General features: G+C 62.2%; 15 protein-coding genes. 8 read left to right on the top strand and 7 right to left on the bottom strand.

Annotated features, from left to right (window positions below; all coding sequences use genetic code 11):
- Positions 1–65: 65 nt before the first annotated feature.
- Positions 66–1,472, bottom strand: coding sequence for a serralysin family metalloprotease (locus PseAD21_RS22670; RefSeq protein WP_102357961.1), 1,407 nt, complete (start codon positions 1,470–1,472; stop codon positions 66–68).
- Positions 1,473–1,750: 278 nt separating this feature from the next.
- On the opposite strand from PseAD21_RS22670, the gene PseAD21_RS22665 reads away from it, so the two are divergent.
- From PseAD21_RS22665 to PseAD21_RS22655, 3 genes are all read left to right on the top strand, one after another.
- The gene (locus PseAD21_RS22665; RefSeq protein ID WP_102357959.1) at positions 1,751–3,682 is read left to right on the top strand and encodes a DNA topoisomerase III; all 1,932 of its coding nucleotides are present in this window, start codon (positions 1,751–1,753) and stop codon (positions 3,680–3,682) included.
- Between the two features lie 175 nt (positions 3,683–3,857).
- Positions 3,858–4,361: a GNAT family N-acetyltransferase gene (locus PseAD21_RS22660; protein WP_102357958.1), complete on the top strand. Its 504-nt coding sequence runs from the start codon at positions 3,858–3,860 to the stop codon at positions 4,359–4,361.
- A gap of 511 nt (positions 4,362–4,872) precedes the next feature.
- Positions 4,873–5,202 carry a hypothetical protein gene (locus PseAD21_RS22655; RefSeq protein ID WP_102357956.1) on the top strand — a complete coding sequence of 110 codons (330 nt, stop codon included), beginning with the start codon at positions 4,873–4,875 and terminating at the stop codon, positions 5,200–5,202.
- A gap of 317 nt (positions 5,203–5,519) precedes the next feature.
- Here PseAD21_RS22655 and cynR read toward each other — a convergent pair whose 3' ends face one another.
- Positions 5,520–6,410, bottom strand: a complete 891-nt coding sequence (gene cynR / locus PseAD21_RS22650) for a transcriptional regulator CynR (RefSeq protein ID WP_102357955.1) — start codon at positions 6,408–6,410, stop codon at positions 5,520–5,522.
- A gap of 120 nt (positions 6,411–6,530) precedes the next feature.
- On the opposite strand from cynR, the gene cynS reads away from it, so the two are divergent.
- Positions 6,531–6,998 carry a cyanase gene (cynS, locus tag PseAD21_RS22645; RefSeq protein ID WP_102357953.1) on the top strand — a complete coding sequence of 156 codons (468 nt, stop codon included), beginning with the start codon at positions 6,531–6,533 and terminating at the stop codon, positions 6,996–6,998.
- Between the two features lie 63 nt (positions 6,999–7,061).
- The gene (locus tag PseAD21_RS22640) at positions 7,062–7,721 is read left to right on the top strand and encodes a carbonic anhydrase (RefSeq protein WP_102357952.1); all 660 of its coding nucleotides are present in this window, start codon (positions 7,062–7,064) and stop codon (positions 7,719–7,721) included.
- 155 nt (positions 7,722–7,876) lie between these two features.
- Here the strand turns inward: PseAD21_RS22640 and PseAD21_RS22635 are convergent, their stop codons facing one another.
- The 3 genes from PseAD21_RS22635 to PseAD21_RS22625 all read right to left on the bottom strand — a co-directional run bounded on the left by PseAD21_RS22635 (position 7,877) and on the right by PseAD21_RS22625 (position 12,303).
- Positions 7,877–9,379, bottom strand: a complete 1,503-nt coding sequence (locus PseAD21_RS22635; RefSeq protein ID WP_102357951.1) for an aldehyde dehydrogenase family protein — start codon at positions 9,377–9,379, stop codon at positions 7,877–7,879.
- Between the two features lie 202 nt (positions 9,380–9,581).
- Positions 9,582–10,490, bottom strand: a complete 909-nt coding sequence (glsB, locus tag PseAD21_RS22630) for a glutaminase B (protein ID WP_102357949.1) — start codon at positions 10,488–10,490, stop codon at positions 9,582–9,584.
- Between the two features lie 196 nt (positions 10,491–10,686).
- The gene (locus tag PseAD21_RS22625; RefSeq protein ID WP_102357948.1) at positions 10,687–12,303 is read right to left on the bottom strand and encodes a murein L,D-transpeptidase; all 1,617 of its coding nucleotides are present in this window, start codon (positions 12,301–12,303) and stop codon (positions 10,687–10,689) included.
- Positions 12,304–12,452: 149 nt separating this feature from the next.
- Between PseAD21_RS22625 and PseAD21_RS22620 the strand changes: the two genes are divergently transcribed.
- On the top strand, positions 12,453–13,166 hold the full coding sequence (locus tag PseAD21_RS22620; RefSeq protein WP_102357946.1) for a murein L,D-transpeptidase catalytic domain family protein: 714 nt from the start codon (positions 12,453–12,455) through the stop codon (positions 13,164–13,166).
- A gap of 52 nt (positions 13,167–13,218) precedes the next feature.
- Here PseAD21_RS22620 and PseAD21_RS22615 read toward each other — a convergent pair whose 3' ends face one another.
- Entirely contained in the window at positions 13,219–14,631 is a 1,413-nt protein-coding gene (locus PseAD21_RS22615) for an MFS transporter (protein ID WP_102357945.1), read from the bottom strand.
- 103 nt (positions 14,632–14,734) lie between these two features.
- Here PseAD21_RS22615 and PseAD21_RS22610 point away from each other — a divergent pair, with 103 nt between their 5' ends.
- Positions 14,735–15,622 (top strand): LysR family transcriptional regulator, encoded by an 888-nt coding sequence (locus PseAD21_RS22610; protein ID WP_102357943.1) that lies wholly within the window; start codon positions 14,735–14,737, stop codon positions 15,620–15,622.
- On the opposite strand, the gene PseAD21_RS22605 is transcribed toward PseAD21_RS22610, so the two are convergent.
- A complete protein-coding gene (locus tag PseAD21_RS22605; RefSeq protein ID WP_102357942.1) occupies positions 15,619–16,239 on the bottom strand; it encodes a cell wall hydrolase in 621 nt (206 codons plus the stop codon). The two genes, PseAD21_RS22610 and PseAD21_RS22605, sit on opposite strands and share 4 nt — an antisense overlap.
- Positions 16,240–16,438: 199 nt before the next feature.
- On the opposite strand from PseAD21_RS22605, the gene PseAD21_RS22600 reads away from it, so the two are divergent.
- Positions 16,439–17,290 carry a CAP domain-containing protein gene (locus PseAD21_RS22600; protein ID WP_102357940.1) on the top strand — a complete coding sequence of 284 codons (852 nt, stop codon included), beginning with the start codon at positions 16,439–16,441 and terminating at the stop codon, positions 17,288–17,290.
- Positions 17,291–17,445 lie beyond the last annotated feature (155 nt).

Raw genomic sequence — 17,445 nt, 5'->3', positions numbered from 1 at the left:
ATGTATTTTTCCGGCATCCCCCTAGCGGTCCCCTCTCCCACAGGGAGAGGGCCGTTCTTCAGGCATCACGCAACAATATCAGTCGCCACCGCCTGCCCTACCACACCCACGGCAAAATCGACCTGCCCCTGCCCTGTCAGATCGATCAGCAACCCGGTTTGACCGTTTTGCGCGTAGTAAGTCAGGATCGCATCGCCCGCATGGCCGGTGAAATTGCTGACGAAGTTCAGCGAGGCTGCCCCCGTGGCAAAAGCGGCAATACCCGAGAGGTCGATCTTGTCCAGGCCGCTCTTGAAATCCATGATCCAGTCCGGCTGGTTGTCGGTCGAATCGCTGGCCGCGCCGAACACGAAGGTGTCTGCACCCTCGCCGCCCCACAGCACGTCCGCGCCGCCACCGCCGTAGAGGATGTCATTGCCGGCACCGCCGAACAGATGGTTGACCGCCGAATTGCCGATCAGCAAATCATTGCCCGAACCGCCAACGGCGTTTTCCACAGTCACGCCGTAAGCGATCGACACGTTGCCAACCAGCCCGCCCACGTCAGAGAACGAACCTTCATTGAGGTTGATCTTCTGGTTCTGGGTGAAACCGGAGAAATTCAGGGTGTCATCGCCGCCACCGTCCCACACCGAGAACACCAGTTTCGACGACGCCGACGTCGCGCTGTAGAAATCGCGGCCAGCGTTGGAGCCAAAACCGTAAGTGGTGTTATCGGCGCGCGTCTCGTAGTTGGCGCCGTAGAGTTTCTGCACCGCAACGATATCGTCGAGCAACGGTGCCGAGGCGTAGGCGCCGCTGCCGTCCTTGCTGAAGTTCTGGTCGGTGTTGGCTTCGCTCCAGTAGCTCATCAGGCTGTAGCCGCGGGTGTCTTCGGCGTACTTGGCGTCGTTGTAGGTCGGGTTGCCGTTACCGGCGTTGTAGGCGCCCGGGTGCGACAGGCCGAGGGTATGGCCGATCTCGTGGGTCAGAGTCTGACGCCCGTAGTTATTGGTGTCCGGGGTCTTGTTGACCTGATATTGAGTGTTGATCAGGTACCACGACTGGCCGTCATAGCTGCCGCCGCTCGGCAGGTAGGCGAACGCCGCGCCGCCGGTGCTGACGTCGTAGTTGCCGAAGGTCATGTGGCCGTCGCCACCCTTGCCCTCGGTAAAGGTGACCTTGGCCACGTCGGCCCAGGATTGCATGGACAGCACGGCCTGGGCCTTCTGCTGCGCGCTGAACTGGCTGAAGTTGCCGAGGTTGGGGTTGTAGTTCGCCGGTTTCTCGGTCAGGAAGGTGTAGGTGAGGGAAATTTTGCCGTCGCCGTTCTTGTCGTGCCACGACAGGTTTTTGCGCAGGATTTCGTCCGCTGCCTGGTCGGCGGTGAACGACGGTTTGCCATTGACCAGGCCAACGCCACGGTCATACAGATGGCTGAAGGCATTCACTTCGTCATAGGCGCTGCTGGTTTTCGCTTTGGCTTGAGCCATGGTGGACTTCCTTGTTTCAGAGTAGTCAGTGCGTACGGACGGTGGCGATCTTCTGGCGAGATCGTCCTGTCACTCGCGTTTCTTGAAAGGCCCGATGAACCTGCCATGCGTGGCAAGCGCCGCACCATTGGATTTCTCGATAGCCGTACATGGCGTCCCGGTAATACCGGTCATTCCCGGCAACGTTTTTATCTGTATATCCATACAGATAAAAGTTGCCCCGGACGCCAACTGCGGCCATTCTGTGCACCTCAGTGAATTGATCGACGACGGTGGTTATGCGGCTGTACCTCTGTGAAAAACCTTCCCAGGCCAAAGACATTGCGGCCGTGCTCGGCGCCAAGCGTCGGGGCGACGGCTGCTGGCTGGGAACGGACGTCACGGTGACCTGGTGCATCGGCCACCTGCTGGAAACCGCACCGCCGGATGCGTACGACGCACGCTACAAACGCTGGGTACTGGCGGATCTGCCGATCATCCCGGACAAGTGGAAAATGACCGTCAAGCCGCGCACCGCCAGCCAATACAAAGCAGTCAAGCGCCTGCTCGGCGAAGCCAGCGAACTGATCATCGCCACCGACGCCGACCGTGAGGGCGAGATGATTGCCCGGGAACTGGTCGAACACTGTCGCTATCGCGGGCCGATCCGCCGCTTGTGGCTGTCGGCGCTGGACGAGGCGTCTATCCGCAAGGCCCTGGCCGCCCTGAAGCCGGGGGCGGAAACCTTCAACCTGTATCACTCGGCGCTGGGGCGCTCGCGGGCCGACTGGCTGATCGGCATGAACATGAGTCGCCTGTTCACGTTATTGGGTCGCCAGTCCGGCTATCAGGGCGTGCTGCCGGTCGGTCGGGTGCAGACGCCGACGTTGCGGCTGGTGGTGGATCGCGACCGCAGCATCGCCGACTTCGTGCCGGTGCCGTATTGGGCGATCGATGTGCAACTGCTGCACAACGGCACGCCGTTCACCGCGCAGTGGCGTGCCCCCAGCGACGTCTGCGACGATCAGGATCGCTGCCTGAACCAGGCGCTGGCGCAACAGGCCCCCGCCGCCATCAACAGCGCCGCCAGTGCACGGGTGGTCACGTTGCGCACCGAACGCATGCGCGAAGTGGCGCCGCTGCCCTTCGACCTCGGCACCCTGCAAGAGGTCTGCTCGAAGAAACTCGGCCTCGGCGCCCAGGAAACCCTCGACATCGCCCAGGCGCTCTACGAAACCTACAAGGTCATCACCTACCCGCGCAGCGATTGCGGCTTCCTGCCGCAGAGCCAGCACAGCGAGGCACCGGGGATACTCGCGGCACTGCGTCAGGCCGATCCAGGCCTTGAAGCACTCAATGGTCACCTTGACCCTCAGCGCCGCTCACGGGCGTGGAACGACGCCAAGGTCAGCGCGCACCACGGCATCATCCCCACGGCGGCGGCAAAAAACCTCGAGCGCCTGAGCGGCAAACACCGGGCGGTGTACACCCTGATTCGCGCCCGCTACCTGGCGCAGTTTCTGCCCAACCATGAATACGATCGCACCCAGGCCGATTTCGATTGCGCCGGTGAAGCGTTGCGCGCGGTTGGCAAGCAGATCATCGAGCCGGGCTGGAAACGCGCCTTGCCCGAAGCCCTCGCGCCGGCCAAGGGCCGTGAAGCGCCGGCACCGCAAACCTTGCCGGCGCTGAGCCAGGGTGTCGATTGCGCCGTGGCCGGTGTGAACCTCAAGGATCTGTGGACGCAGCCGCCCAAGCCCTACACCGAGGGCGATCTGATCAAGGCGATGAAGAACGTCGCCAAACTGGTGGAAGACCCACTGCTCAAACAGAAACTCAAGGACACCACCGGCATCGGCACCGAAGCGACTCGTGCCTCGATCATCCAAGGCTTGCTGGACCGTGGTTATCTGGTGAAAAACGGCAAGGCCCTGGCCGCGACACCAGCCGCCTTCAGCCTGATCGACGCCGTGCCCCGGGCGATTGCCGACCCCGGCACCACCGCCATCTGGGAACAGGCGCTGGACATGGTGCAAAGCGGCGAAATGAGTCTGGAAGAGTTCGTCACCAAACAGGCGGCGTGGATGAGCAAGCAGGTCACACGTTGTTCTGCGCTGAGCCTGACCATCAGCGGTCCGCCACCTGCCGGCAAAGCTGCCGCACCGTGGAAGAAAAAGCGCAAATCGACGCGCAGTAAAACCGCCAGCGTAGCCAAACACACAACCAAGTAATGATCTGCGCTGTGATGGGGGATTCTGTGGTGAGGGGATTTATCCCCGATGGACTGCGCAGCAGTCCCTTGGTTAAGGAAAGCTGGGGCTGCTTCGCGACCCATCGGGAATAAATCCCCTCGCCACAAGGTGTGATTCAACAATACTGAAGCTGCAATCTTCAGGAGTATCCCCGATGCCCAGCATCGAACTGCACCCCGCCCAACGTGACGAACTGCAAACCATCGAGAACCTCATGCAGTTCTACCTGCACGACTTCAGCGAGTGGCTACCACTGAAACTCGCCGAGCATGGCTTCTTCCGCATTCACCTCAAAGACGACTACTGGCGTAACCCTGCCACCCAACCGTTCCTGATCCGCGTCGACGGTGAACTGGCCGGATTCGTGATCGTCGACGACGACACCCGCATCGACGGTGCCGAACACAACATCAGCTACTTCTTCCTCGCTCGACGCTTTCGTGGCCAAGGCGTCGCGCAGTTTGTCGTCTCTGACCTCTTGAGCCGGCTACCCGGTCAATGGCAGATTTTCCACATCGACGCCAACCTGCCTGCACAACGCTTCTGGGCCAGGTTGATCCCTGAATTGACTGCCGGCGTATTCACCTGCCAGCAACACCCCGTGGACGGTTACCCCTGCACCGTCTACGTCCTGCGCGCGCCCGCGCCCGTTGCCTGAACGGATCTTTTCTCATTCCAAAACCGCTTTGTCCGACAATATGTAGTGAGCAAAAATAATCACTACAAAACCGTTGACGGCGTCGTTTTGCTTTTGCATGATGAAGACGTTCCCCGATCGGGAACATCGGTAACACGCTTGAGCAAACTCGTCTGACCGCCGAGTTGTTTTTTCCGGATACACGCTGCCCACAAGGCAGATTGAAGAAGCTGACCTGGCCTGAACGTCCAGTACAAGGACGAGAAGCGCTGGCGAAAATTCTCAAGACGCTTGTGGTCGACCCTGAAAACGTCGTCAAGGAGCCTCCCGGTTTTCGCTGCTTCTCCTCGTTGTGACGCTATTGCGTAGCAGTTATTCAACACGACTACATGCAACAGACGCATGACCCCGTACTTCTCACGGGCGACCGCTGACGTCCTGGTTTCGGTGCCAGGGATCAACTAACCGATGGGCTACCTGTATTAGCGAATCAACTTTGAAAGATCACCAGACTGGTCAAGGGGCAAACATCATGAATCTGAACAATCAACCTACTATCGAAGAACTGGCTCGTATGTTCGCTGCGCAAAAAGACAGCCACGACAGTCACATTCTCTGGATCAGCAAGTCGGGTCAGGTGCATATCGACTGCCTGTCGCCCCACGCTGGTGAAGACGAATTCGACCGCAACCACCAGAACCTGCTGGCCCGCCTGAAGATGTACCGCCGCGGCCACGGTTATGTCGGCAAGAAAGCCGCGGCCGACCGAGACTTCATCGGCAATGTCCTGCAGACGCTGAAACAGGCGTGGGACTCGATGCAGAACAACAATGAAGTTCGGGTAATTGACCGCTTCTACTGATTTACAACTTCAATAAATAAAAGGGCCTGCTTCCCGCTTCTTGATAAGAAGCAGAAGCAGGCCCTTTTTATTTATCAGCCCCACCACATCCCCTGTAGGAGTGAGCCTGCTCGCGATAGCGGTAGGTCATTCAATACTGATGTGTCTGAACCAACGTGATCGCGAGCAGGCTCACTCCAGGGTCCAGTGGTGTGAACAAGATTTGCAGCCAACCCGCAAACCTGTGGGAGCGGGCTTGCTCGCGAATGGGCCGTGTCAGTCACCATCACATCAACTGACACACCGCTTTCGCGAGCAAGCTCGCTCCCACAGGGGGACTATGTCGTTGGTGCAGTTTTCGTTTGCAGCACCAACTCCACCAACGCCAGCGCCGCGGCACTGTGATAATTGTTCCTGCGCCGCAACAACGCCGCCCCGCGCTGCGGCGCTTCGTTCTCGACCTGCAGCCGGCGCAGTGCCCGGTCCTCGATAGCAATCGCCTCGGGCAACATCGTCGCCATTGGCGAATGGCGCACCACTTCGAGCAACGTACTCACCGAGTTCACCTCGATCCGCACCTGCGGCGTAATCCCCCGCTGCCGGAAATACTCATCGATCGATAACCGCGTGATGAAGTCCGGTGCCAGCAAGGCGAAATCCAGTTGCGCCAGATCACTCGCCGTCAGCACCGCGGTGCTTTCGTACAGCGGATGTTCACGCCCGACCATGATCCCCAGGGTCTCGGTAAACGCCGGGATGCACTCGATGTCCGGGTTGCGTACCGGGGTAAAAGCGATGGCGATGTCCAGCGAGTCGTCCGCCAGCCCCGCTTCGATATCGTCCATCGACAGCTCGAAAATCTGCAGATGAATCCCGGGAAACCGCGCCGCATAATCACGCACCAAAGGCCCGACCAGATAGGCCATGAACGTCGGGGTCATGGCCAGGCGCAAGCTGCCGCGCGACAAGTCCTTCACGTCGTGCAACGCACGCTTGCCCGCCTCCAGCTCCACCAGCACCCGCCGCGCACATTCGATGTAGGCCTCGCCGGCATCGGTGGGTTTGACCGTACGCGAAGTTCGATCAAACAGGTTCACTCCCAGGGTTTCCTCCAGTTGGCGGACCTGTTGCGACAGGGTCGGCTGCGACACGTGCAAGGCCTCCGCCGCCCGGGTGAAACCGCCGTGATCGGCCACAGCCAGCAGATATCGCAAATGTCGCAGCAACATGGGATTCACCATCTATAGGCAGGACTTATGCGAAGCATTTTATATCGGTCTTGGACGCTATGGATCAATCGGCAGAAGATTGCTCCCACACAGCAAGCCAACCTTGAAAGGAGTGACACCATGCAACAGTCCCACGCCTACAACGATGCCAGCCTGGCCCTGACCACCCGCATTCTCGACATCAAGGCACGCAAAGGTCTGTCGTGGCAGGATCTGGCCGACGACACCGGCCTGAGCCTGGCCTACGTCACCGCTGCCCTGCTCGGCCAACACCCATTGCCGCAAGACGCCGCGCAAGTGGTCGGCGACAAACTTGAACTGGACGCCGACGCCGTTGCCGCCCTGCAGATCATCCCGCTGCGCGGCAGCCTCGCCGGCGTGCCGACCGACCCGACCATCTACCGTTTCCACGAGATGATCCAGATCTACGGCACCACCCTCAAAGCCCTGGTGCATGAACAGTTCGGCGACGGCATCATCAGCGCCATCAACTTCAAACTCGACATCAAGAAAGTCGAAGACCCGGAAGGCGGCTCCCGCGCCGTGGTCACCCTCGACGGCAAGTTCCTGCCGCTGCGTCCGTTCTGATCTGCACCGGCCCGCATGCCTTTGCGTGCGGGCCTACCGCCCTGCATCCAAGAGGACACACCCATGAAAGCCCTGATCGACGGTTTCCTGAAGTTCCAGAACGAAGCCTTTCCGCAACGCACCGAACTGTTCAAACACCTGGCGACCACCCAGCATCCCGGGACCTTGTTCATCACCTGTTCCGACAGCCGCGTGGTCCCGGAACTGCTGACCCAGCAAGAACCCGGCGAGCTGTTCGTGATCCGCAACGCGGGCAATATCGTGCCGTCCTACAGCCCGCATCCGGGCGGGGTTTCGGCGACGGTGGAATACGCAGTCGCGGTGCTGGGTGTGACCGACATCGTGATCTGCGGCCACTCCGACTGCGGCGCGATGACCGCGATTGCCAAGTGCAAATGCATGGATCACCTGCCCGCCGTCAGCGGCTGGCTGCAACATGCCGAGTCGGCGAAAGTGGTGAACGAGGCGCGCCCGCATGCCAATGACGCGGCCAAATTGAGTTCGATGGTGCGCGAGAATGTGATCGCGCAGCTGGCGAACATTCAAACCCACCCGAGCGTGCGCCTGGCCCAGGAAAAAGGCCTGCTGAACCTGCATGGCTGGGTGTATGACATCGAGACAGGCTCGATCGATGCGCTGTCGGCAGACCGCCGCACGTTCGTGCCGCTGGCTGAGCAGCCGGCGACTTGCGCCATTCAGGCAAACACCAGTGCAGCAGCCTGAATCACATCCGCTGAGGTGAAGAGGAACTTGTGGCGAGGGGATTTATCTCCGATGGGGCGCGCAGCGGCCCCAAGAGATTGGGTCTGCTGCGCAGTCCATCGGTGATAAATCCCCTCGCCACAGGACCGGTGTGGATCAACCAGGATGAGGCATTTTCAGCGTTTTACGCTGAGATCAACCTGAGTCATGCGACTACGAACGGTAAACACCCCATCCCCCGAAAGAATCGCACTGCGCGCAAACAAGCGCCCGCTCTCCCAGTTCGAAAGTCCCAGTTCCGGCTTGTTCAGCGCGTACTGACCATCGACCCAACGGGTAATCCCGTTACCCACAAACGGCGCATTCACCGCGTTGTAGAAGCGCTCTTGAACAACTGCATCCTCGCTGATCAGCGACACCGTGAATTGCGGGCTGTAGCGGTTGAACAAGGCAATTGCCTGATCCAGGTCGTCGACGATCATCAAGCTGACTTCCGGGGTTTCTTCCCATTCCCACTCGCGGCCCAGCTCGGATTCCGCCAGCGCTTCAGCCAGGGCTTCGGTCTGGTAACCCTCGGCGCGATAGACCTCGACCGTCGAGTTCTGCCATTCAGCCGGCAGGTAGCTTTCACTGCCTTCGACGATGTGCAATTTGCAGCCCTGCCCGCGTGCGGTGCCAGCCTGTTGCAAGGCGTCGAGGAACAGCGGCAGCAGTTCGGTGGCGCGATCGCGTTGAATCAGGCAGACGTTCAGTGTGTTGCAGACTTTGCGATCCAGCGAGTTGCGCACCACGGCAGCGAAGCGCGTGGCGTCGGCGTCACGATCGGCAATCAGCCATGCGCCGCCGGTGCCGTGCAGGCTGACTGCCGTGCCTGCCTGCTGGGCGATGCTGCCCAATTGGCTGACCGCACGGCCCGAACCCCGGGCCACTGCCAGCGACAAACGCCGGTCGGCGAACATCGCCCAACCGGCGGCGTGATTGATGCTTTCCACCAGCGACACCGCGCCCGCCGGCAAGCCAGCCTCGGCCAGCGCCGGGTTCAAGGTATGAGTGACGATCGCTTGCGCCGTGCCCAACGCGTCGCTGCCGATGCGCAGCACCGCGGTGTTGCCGGTGCGCAAGACGCCGGCGGCGTCGGCGAAGACGTTCGGCCGCCCTTCAAACACGAAGGCGACGATGCCCAGCGGCGACACCACTTGCTCGACCTTCCAGCCGTCGTGCTCGACGCTGCTGATGACCTTGCCACGCGTGGCCGGCGCATCCCGCCAGGCACGCAGGCCGGCGGTCATGTCGCGGCGCATGCGCTCATCGGCGAGCAATCGGGTGGTGGAGCGGCCACGGGCCTTGGCGCGTTCGATGTCGGCCAGGTTCGCCGCTTCGATCAAGCGCCAGCAGTCCGGGGTTTCCAGACGTTGTGCAAACAGATCGAAGAAGCGGCTGATGGCCTCGTCGGACACCGCCGACAGCGTGCTGAACGCCGCTTCTGCACGCTCGATCGCCACCGCAGCGGCCTGTTGATCAACGACCGGAATCAGCAACAGCTCGCCGCTCACCTGCTCGACCAGCAGGTGGTCACCGGGCTGAAACCGCGCGGCCAGTTCGGGGCTGACCACGGTCACGCGGTTACCAGCGAAAGGGATCGGCGTGCCAGCGACTAGACGTTCGAGCGCAAGAGACATGAAGCGGATTCACCATATGAGGGGCGGCCGGAAAATGTAGCGGATTCTTCGCTGAAACACACGTGCCTGAAACACCACATCTCCCCTGTGGGAGCGGGCTTGCCCGCGAAGGCGGTGGGTCAGCGAAATATGTATCAACTGACACGACGCCTTCGCGAGCAAGCCCGCTCTCACAGGGTTTTGCGGTGTTTGGCTAATCGGGTCAGAACACCGACCAGCCAATCCGCGAACTCAACATCTCCAGCGCCGCCATCCCCGCCAGTGAGTTGCCGGCGGCGTTGAGTTCCGGCGACCATACACAGACCGTGAACTGCCCCGGCACTACCGCGACGATGCCGCCGCCGACTCCGCTCTTGCCGGGCAGGCCGACGCGATAGGCGAAGTTGCCGGCCTCGTCGTACAGACCGCTGGTGGCCATGATCGAGTTGACCTGTTGGGTCTGGCGTCGGGTAAGGATCTGTTCGCCGCTGTGTTTGCAGAAACCGTCGTTGGCGAGGAAGCAGAACGCCCGCGCCAGGTCGATGCAGTTCATACGCAATGCGCAGTGGCTGAAGTAGCTGCGCAGCACCGCTTCGACGTCGTTGTGGAAGTTGCCGAACGATTGCATCAGGTACGCCATCGCCGCGTTGCGTGCACGATGCTGGTATTCAGACTCGGCGACCTTGCCGTCGACGATCACCTGCGGATTGCCCGACAGGCGCCGCACGAAGTCACGCATCGACAGGGCCGGCGCGGCGAAACGCGATTGGTTGATGTCGCAGATCACCAGTGCCCCGGCGTTGATGAACGGGTTGCGCGGACGCCCGCGTTCAAATTCCAGCTGCACCAGCGAGTTGAACGGCTGGCCGGACGGCTCGTGACCGAGACGGTCCCAGATCGCCTCGCCGGAATGCTCGATGGCCTGCACCAGGCTGAACACCTTGGAAATACTCTGCACCGAGAACGGCGTCTCGGCGTCGCCGGCGCAATACATTTCGCCGTCGTTGCCATACACCGCAATGCCCAGCTGATTGGCCGGCACGGTGCCGAGGGCAGGAATGTAGTCAGCCACTTTGCCCTGCCCGATCAGGGGCCGGACCGCGTCAAGAATCTCGTTCAACAGCGCTTGCATGCCGGGTTCCGAAGTCTCGCCCCATGGGATTGCGGGGACACTGGGGCTAGACGCTGCGTAAGCGTCTGGAATCACACAAAACTCATTGTAGGAGTGAGCCTGCTCGCGATTGCGATGTACAGACGACATCGACTTCACAGACACACCGCTATCGCGAGCAGGCTCACTCCCACAGGGTTATGTGGATGACTGGAGGTCAGTGTGCCCCGTCGAGTCCCGCCAGCAGTGCGCTGTCACGGCTGTAGATGTCCGGCGCGTAACGCACCTGCCCGTCACTGCCGACCTGCGCCGTCCAGTAGGTCATCAGGATCGGCACAGGGGCCGACAGGCGAAATTCATGGGTGCTGCCGGTGGCGAGCAAGGTGTCGGTGCGCGTGCGTTCCGCCGGGGTCAGCAACAGGTCACGCAGTTGCATCGGGTGCTCGACCCGCACACAGCCGGAGCTGAACGCCCGTGGGCCTTTGTCGAACAGGGCTTTGCTCGGCGTGTCGTGCAGGTACACCGCAAACGGGTTGGGGAAACGAATGACCATCTGCCCCAGCGGATTACGCGGCCCGGCGTCCTGGCGCAGCATGATGTTGCCGGGGTTGTCCCAGTCGATGTCCGCCGCGGCCAACGGCTGGCCGTGAGCGTCGAGCACTTGCAGGTTCTGGCGGCTGAGGAAGGTCTGGTCCTTGCGGATCGCCGGCAGCTTGTCTTCTTTCCAGATGGTTGGCGGCACGGTCCAGGTCGGGTTCAGGGTCAGGCGCGTGACTCGGGATTTGAGCAGCGGAGTCTGCCGCTCGGCGCGGCCGACCTGAGTGCGGGTCTGCCAGACCGCCCTGCCGCTCTGATACAGGGTCAACTCGGCAGCGGCGACGTTGACCAGCAAGCCGTTGGGTTCCATGTCCTGGGCCAGCCAGCGGAAGCGTTCGAGGTTGACCCGCAATTGTTCGCGGCGCGTCAGCGGACTGATGTTGAGCTCGGCGATCGTCCCCGGCCCGACCACCCCGTCGGCCTGCAACGAATGGTTGGCCTGGAAGCTTTTAACCGCCTCCACCAGCACCCCGTCATAGGCATTGCCGGGGGTGCCGATGGCGTGAGTCAGATAGCCTTCGTTGAACAGGCGCTGGGCCAACTCCGGCACGCGCTTGTCCTCCATCGCCGGGCGCAGCAACGGGCCGTTGCCCACCGACTGCCAGTGCGGCAAGGCTTGCTGGCGTTGGCTGGCGTAGAGATGACGCAGGCTCTGGTACTGCGCCAGACGCGGACGCGCCAGATCGAACGCGGCCTTGATGTCGTGCAGCCCCGGTACAGCGATCGCGAGCAATTCGGCCTGGCGATCACGCGGGGTGTCGTCGGCATGCCACAAGGGCTCGAAATGCGACTGCAGCAGGCGCCCGTAATGCAAGTCCTGCAGGGCCTGCAGGTAATAGCGAGTGATGTCGATATCGGCGCACAGTTCGCCGTCCTGCGGCGGATTGACCGCCACCGGGTAGCGCTTGGGATTGAGTCCATCATCAGCCAACAGCTGCAATTGCCCCTGCAAGGCCGGCAAACGCCCAGATTCGCTGGCCCACACCGGCAGCCAGTCCTGCTGCTGATAGAATGCTTGCAGTTGCGTCAGTGCCGGGCCGCTCAGGTGCGCGGCAATCGCCGGGCACGCCTGCGGCAAACCGATCAGTACCGCTTGCAGCGGGCTTTGCGGTTGGACCGGCATTTCGGCCGGCGGCGTCGGCAGGGTCTGCAACGGCGGCAGTGCCTCGTCGGCACAAGCGACAAACGGCGCAGCGAGCAAACAAATGCTCAAGTAGCATGCGTACTTTTTGAACAACTGCTTTACTCCAATCCATGGCCGTCTCAATGACGGCAACCTTACATCAGGTGCGCTGAACAGTCAGGCCCGAATCAGGGGTCTGTCGGGTATGACTGGGAGTCAGGAGCCAAAGTGCCAAATAAGTAGCCAGTGAGGACACTTTATAAATGTTGACGTTTTTGCGCCGACTTCTGCTGACCACCGCGACCCTCGTCGTGGCGACCAGCCCAGCTTTCGCCGCCGGCAAACCATCGCCGGTTCTCTTGACCAGCCTCGCCCACGCCGCGCCGGAACTCAATCCCCAGGCGCTGAAAGGTGCCTTGAACGCCATGCAATGCGCGGTCAACAATGGCGCGAAACCGTCCCGGCACCTGGCGATCATCGATTATTCGCAGCCCTCCACCGCGCGCCGGCTGTGGATCTTCGACTTGAGCAGACAGAAACTGGTGCTGCGCGACCTGGTCGCCCACGGCTCCAATTCCGGGGAAAACTTCGCCACCCAGTTCTCCAATCGCGAAGGCAGTTACCAGTCCAGCCTCGGTCTGTTCCGCACGCAGGAAAGCTACGAGGGAACCCACGGTTATTCGCTGCGCATGGACGGTCTGGAGCCGGGTTTCAATGATCTGGCGCGCGACCGGGCCATCGTGATCCACGCCGCCGACTACGTGAATCCGTTGTGGAGCAAGCGTCAGGGCCGCATCGGGCGCAGCCAGGGCTGCCCGGCGGTGCGTCCGCAAGTGGCGAGGCAGGTGATCGATAAACTCAAGGACGGCCAGTTCATGTTTTCCTGGTACCCGGACCAGCGCTGGCTGAAATCCTCGCCGTACCTCAACTGCCAGCCGCAGCAAGTGGCGAGTATCTTGAGTACCCACGCCAGCTGACAAACACGCCTCATCTGATTGTGGGAGCGAGCCTGCTCGCGAAGAGATCCTGTCAGTCAACCTTGGTGTTGACTGAAACGGCGCTTTCGCGAGCAGGCTCGCTCCTACAGGTGATCCGGGTTCGGCTGACGATCAGGGCCATGACCATCAGCGCCGCCGCCACGCCGAACGTGCTGTGCAGGCCGCTGCCGATGACCTCGGCCGGGGCTTGTGTCGGGTCCCCGGTAGCGAATGCGAACACCGCCCCCATGACCGCTGCGCCAGTGATCAGGCCCAGATTGCGCGCCAGCCCGAGCAAGGCCGAGACCACGCCACGCTGAGCCTGACTGACCGTACTCATCAACCCGGTATTGTTCGCCGCCTGGAACAACGCGTAACTGCTGGCGATCACCGCCATCGGCAACAGGTATGCCGCCAAGCCGAAACGCGTCGGCAACAGCGCCAGCAAGCAGCAGCCACCAGCCAGCCCAAGCAACGCGCCGGGCACCACCCGCCGCGCGCCAAAGCGATCCACCAGACGCCCGGCCGGCACGCCGCCGCACGCCGCCAGCAATGGCCCCACCGACAACGCCAGGCCGACCACGGTGCTGCCCAGTCCCAAGCCCCGGCTCAGGTAAAACGGCCCGACCACCAGCGTGGTCATCATCACCGTCGTCACCAGAAACGTCAGCGCCAGACTGCTGCTCAGTCGCGCATCGGCGAACAACGACAAACGAATCAGCGGTGCCCTGGCTTTCATCTCGACCCCGATAAACACCCCCGCGCCGCACAGGCTGATCAGCAGCAACATCAGCGTGTAGCCTTCGAGCGTCATCGCCAGTGCGTAGGCCGCCAGCGTCAACACCAGCACCAGGCTGCCGAGGTAGTCAAACGCAACAGCCGATTTCGCCGGCCGATCGGCCGGCAGATAGCGATAAACCAGCCACGCATTGAGCAGCCCCAACGGCACGTTGAGGACAAAAATCGCCGGCCAGCCGACCTGCGCGATCAGCAGACCACCCAGCGATGGCCCGAGGCTGGTGCCAGTGGCCGACATCGTCGCCAGCAAGCCCATCGCACTGCCCGCCCGCGCCTTGGGCACCGCATCCGCCACCAGCGCAACCGTCAACGCAAACATGATCGCCGCGCCCAGGCCCTGCACCGCCCGGGCGCCGATCAACCAGCCCAGCCCCGGGGCCAGCGCGCAGCACAACGAAGCGCTGGTAAAAATGCCGATGCCGATCAGCAGCAATCGCCGCCGACCGATCCCGTCCCCCAGCCGCCCGACGCTGACAATCAACGTGGTGACCGCCAGCAGGTACGCCAGCACGATCCACTGCACCTGTTGAAAGGTCGCATCGAACGCTGCCGCCAAAGTCGGTAAGCCGGCGTTGGCGATGCTGGTGTCCAGCGACGGCATCAACATCGACAGCGCCAGACTGGTCAGCGCCCAGCGGGCTTGGGGGGGCAAGGCGGATTCGGACATCAGGCGCTCCTGGTGCAAAGGTCAGACGGCATAGCCTGAGTCTCGACAACGCAAGGCGCAAGACGCATGCTTTGCACTTGATACCTGCATGGAACGCCATGTCATGAATACACCGGATCTGAACCTGTTGATCACCCTCGACGTGTTGTTGCGTGAAGGCAGCGTCGCGCGCGCCGCGCAAATTCTGCGGCTGAGCCCGTCGGCCATGAGCCGCGCCCTCGCGCGGCTGCGCGAAACCACCGGCGATCCGTTGCTGGTGCGCGCCGGTCGTGGCCTGGTGCCGACCCCGCGAGCGCTGGAGTTGCGCGAGCGGGTCAGTGGTCTGGTGCAGGAAGCCGAGGCGGCCTTGCGTCCCGCCGAGATACTCGACCCCGGCCAGTTGCAGCGCACCTTCACTTTGCGCAATACCGACGGTTTTGTTGAAACCTTCGCCGCCGCACTGCTCGCGCGCATCGCTGAAGAGGCGCCCGGCGTGCGCCTGCGGTTTGTGCAGAAAGCCGACAAGGACAGCACGCTGCTGCGTGAAGGCCGGGTGGATCTGGAGACCGGTGTGGTCGATGACAGCACCGATCCGGCGCTGCACAGCCGCATCCTGTTTCAGGATCACTGGATCGGTGTGGTTCGCGAGGACCATCCGTTGAATGCAGGCAAGATCAGCAGCAAACGCTTTGCCGGCGGCCAACATATTCTCATCTCGCGCCGGGGGCGCAGCAGTGGTCCGGTGGACGAAGCGCTGCTCGCCTTGGGGCTGACGCGGGATATCGTCACTTCATTCGGTGGCTTCTCTGCAGCGTTGACACTGGTCCGCGAATCGGACCTGATCGCCACCGTTCCGGAGCGTCATACCAGCAAACTGCGCACGGGCCTGCACAGTTTCTCCCTGCCCTTCAAGATGCCGCCGATCAGCGTGTCGATGCTCTGGCACCCGAGAGTGGACGCCGATCCGGCGCACCGTTGGCTGCGCAATTGCGTACGCGAAGTCTGCGTCTAACGCGCCTCGCCGCCGGCCGGTTTGTAGAACAGGAATTTGCCGACCTCGGCGGTCTTTCGGTATTCCCTGGCCCAGCTCGGGTGCACGTTGCGATCATGAAAGTACAGCGCGCCGTGGGTGCGATCCGGCAACTGGCGGTTGAGTGCCTTGCCGGCGATATCCTTGGCCAGGGTGTATTCGGCGTCTTCCTTGACCTGATCCGCCTTGCCATCGCACCACCAGGAAAACTGGCAACTCTTGGTTTGCGAACCCTGTTTGACCACTTCGCACACCGTACCGGGGAAGCCGTCGTGGCCGAGGCGGTTCATCACCACGTTGGCCACCGCTTGCATTTCCGGCGTGTCGCGGCCCTTGGCCTCCCAGTAGATACTGCGCGCCAGGCAGGTGATCGGATCGTCCAGCGGCGCTGAGCCGGCGGGGTCGACCGCCTGCACTTCGGTGGGGGTGATCGCTTCGGATTTGGGGGCCGGGGCCGCGCTGACCTTGTCGGCGGCTTTTTCTTCCAGCACTTGGGCTTTCTCTTCGGCCTTGGCCTTGATCGGGGCCTGCTCGGTGGCCATCGCCACACCGGCCAGCAGGGTTACTGCGAAACAGCCAGCCAACCATTTCAATCCCATGTCAGTTCTTCCGGCTGAGCCCGGTCCGGGCAAGGTGTTTCGTCGGTGAGATGCCCGGTTTCCGGGGCCTTCGGAGAGTGTAGACGGCAAATACCGGTGCAACGTTCCACAGAAAAACCCACTCGATGAAGAAAAAGACATTGCACTGACCGGGGGCCTTTCGCGCATCATGGGCGCATTCCGCTCAAGGGAGATTTCCATGCGCTTCATGCCATCCGTTTTGCGTTTTGCCGCGCTGTCCGTGGGCCTGGCCGTGGCTGTCTCGGCCATGGCTGCCGACGAGTCGCAACTGATCGAGTCGATCAACGCCTACCGTAGCCAACCACAGCGTTGCGGCAGCCAGGCGTCCAACGAATTGCCACCGCTGTCGGCTGACCCTCGACTGAGACTGCCGGCCACCGGTGCGGTCGATCTGCAACAGGCCATGGCCAGCGCCAGCTACCCGATGGTCAACGTACAGGCAATCACCCTCAATGGCCCGCGCGACGCGGCGTCGGCGATGAAGGCAATTCAGGAAAGCTTCTGTCAGGTGGTGCTGGATCCGCAGTTCGTCGATGTCGGGGTCAGCCGCGCCGATCGCGACTGGCGCATTGTGCTGGCGCGACCGTTGCTGTCGGCGAAACTGGGCGATGCGCAGAGCGAAGGCCAGAAGTTGCTCGAACAGCTCAACGCCGCCCGCGCCCAGCCGCGTCAATGCGGTGGTCAAGCCTTTGCCGCCGCAGCGCCGTTGGCCTGGAACGCGAGCCTGGGCAGCATCTCCCAGGATCACAGCCGCGACATGGCCAACAACAACTACTTCGACCACAAGGACCGCGACGGCCGCACCCCGGGTGACCGCGCAGAACTGGCCGGCTACAGCGGCCAACTGGTGGGCGAAAACATCGCCGCCGGGCAAGACACCGTGCGCAAAGTCGTCGACGGCTGGCTCGCCAGCCCCGGCCATTGCGCCAACCTGATGAACCCGCAATACAAGGAACTCGGCGCCGCCTACGCAACCGACCCGAAGAGTAGCGCCGGGATCTACTGGACCGCGATGTTTGGTGCGCAATAACCTTTATCTCATGCACCGCTACCCCCTGTAGGAGTGAGCCTGCTCGCGATAAGGCCAGCCCAGTCAACATCGCCATCGACTGACCCACCGCCATCGCGAGCAGGCTCACTCCCACAGTAGATTGGTGGTGGATGGAGGATTCGGGCTGGTCGAAA

The organism is Pseudomonas sp. AD21 (assembly GCF_002878485.1).
Classification (GTDB): Bacteria; Pseudomonadota; Gammaproteobacteria; order Pseudomonadales; family Pseudomonadaceae; genus Aquipseudomonas.
Note: the sequence above shows the minus strand (reverse complement) of the source record. Positions and strands in the feature narration are given on the sequence as shown.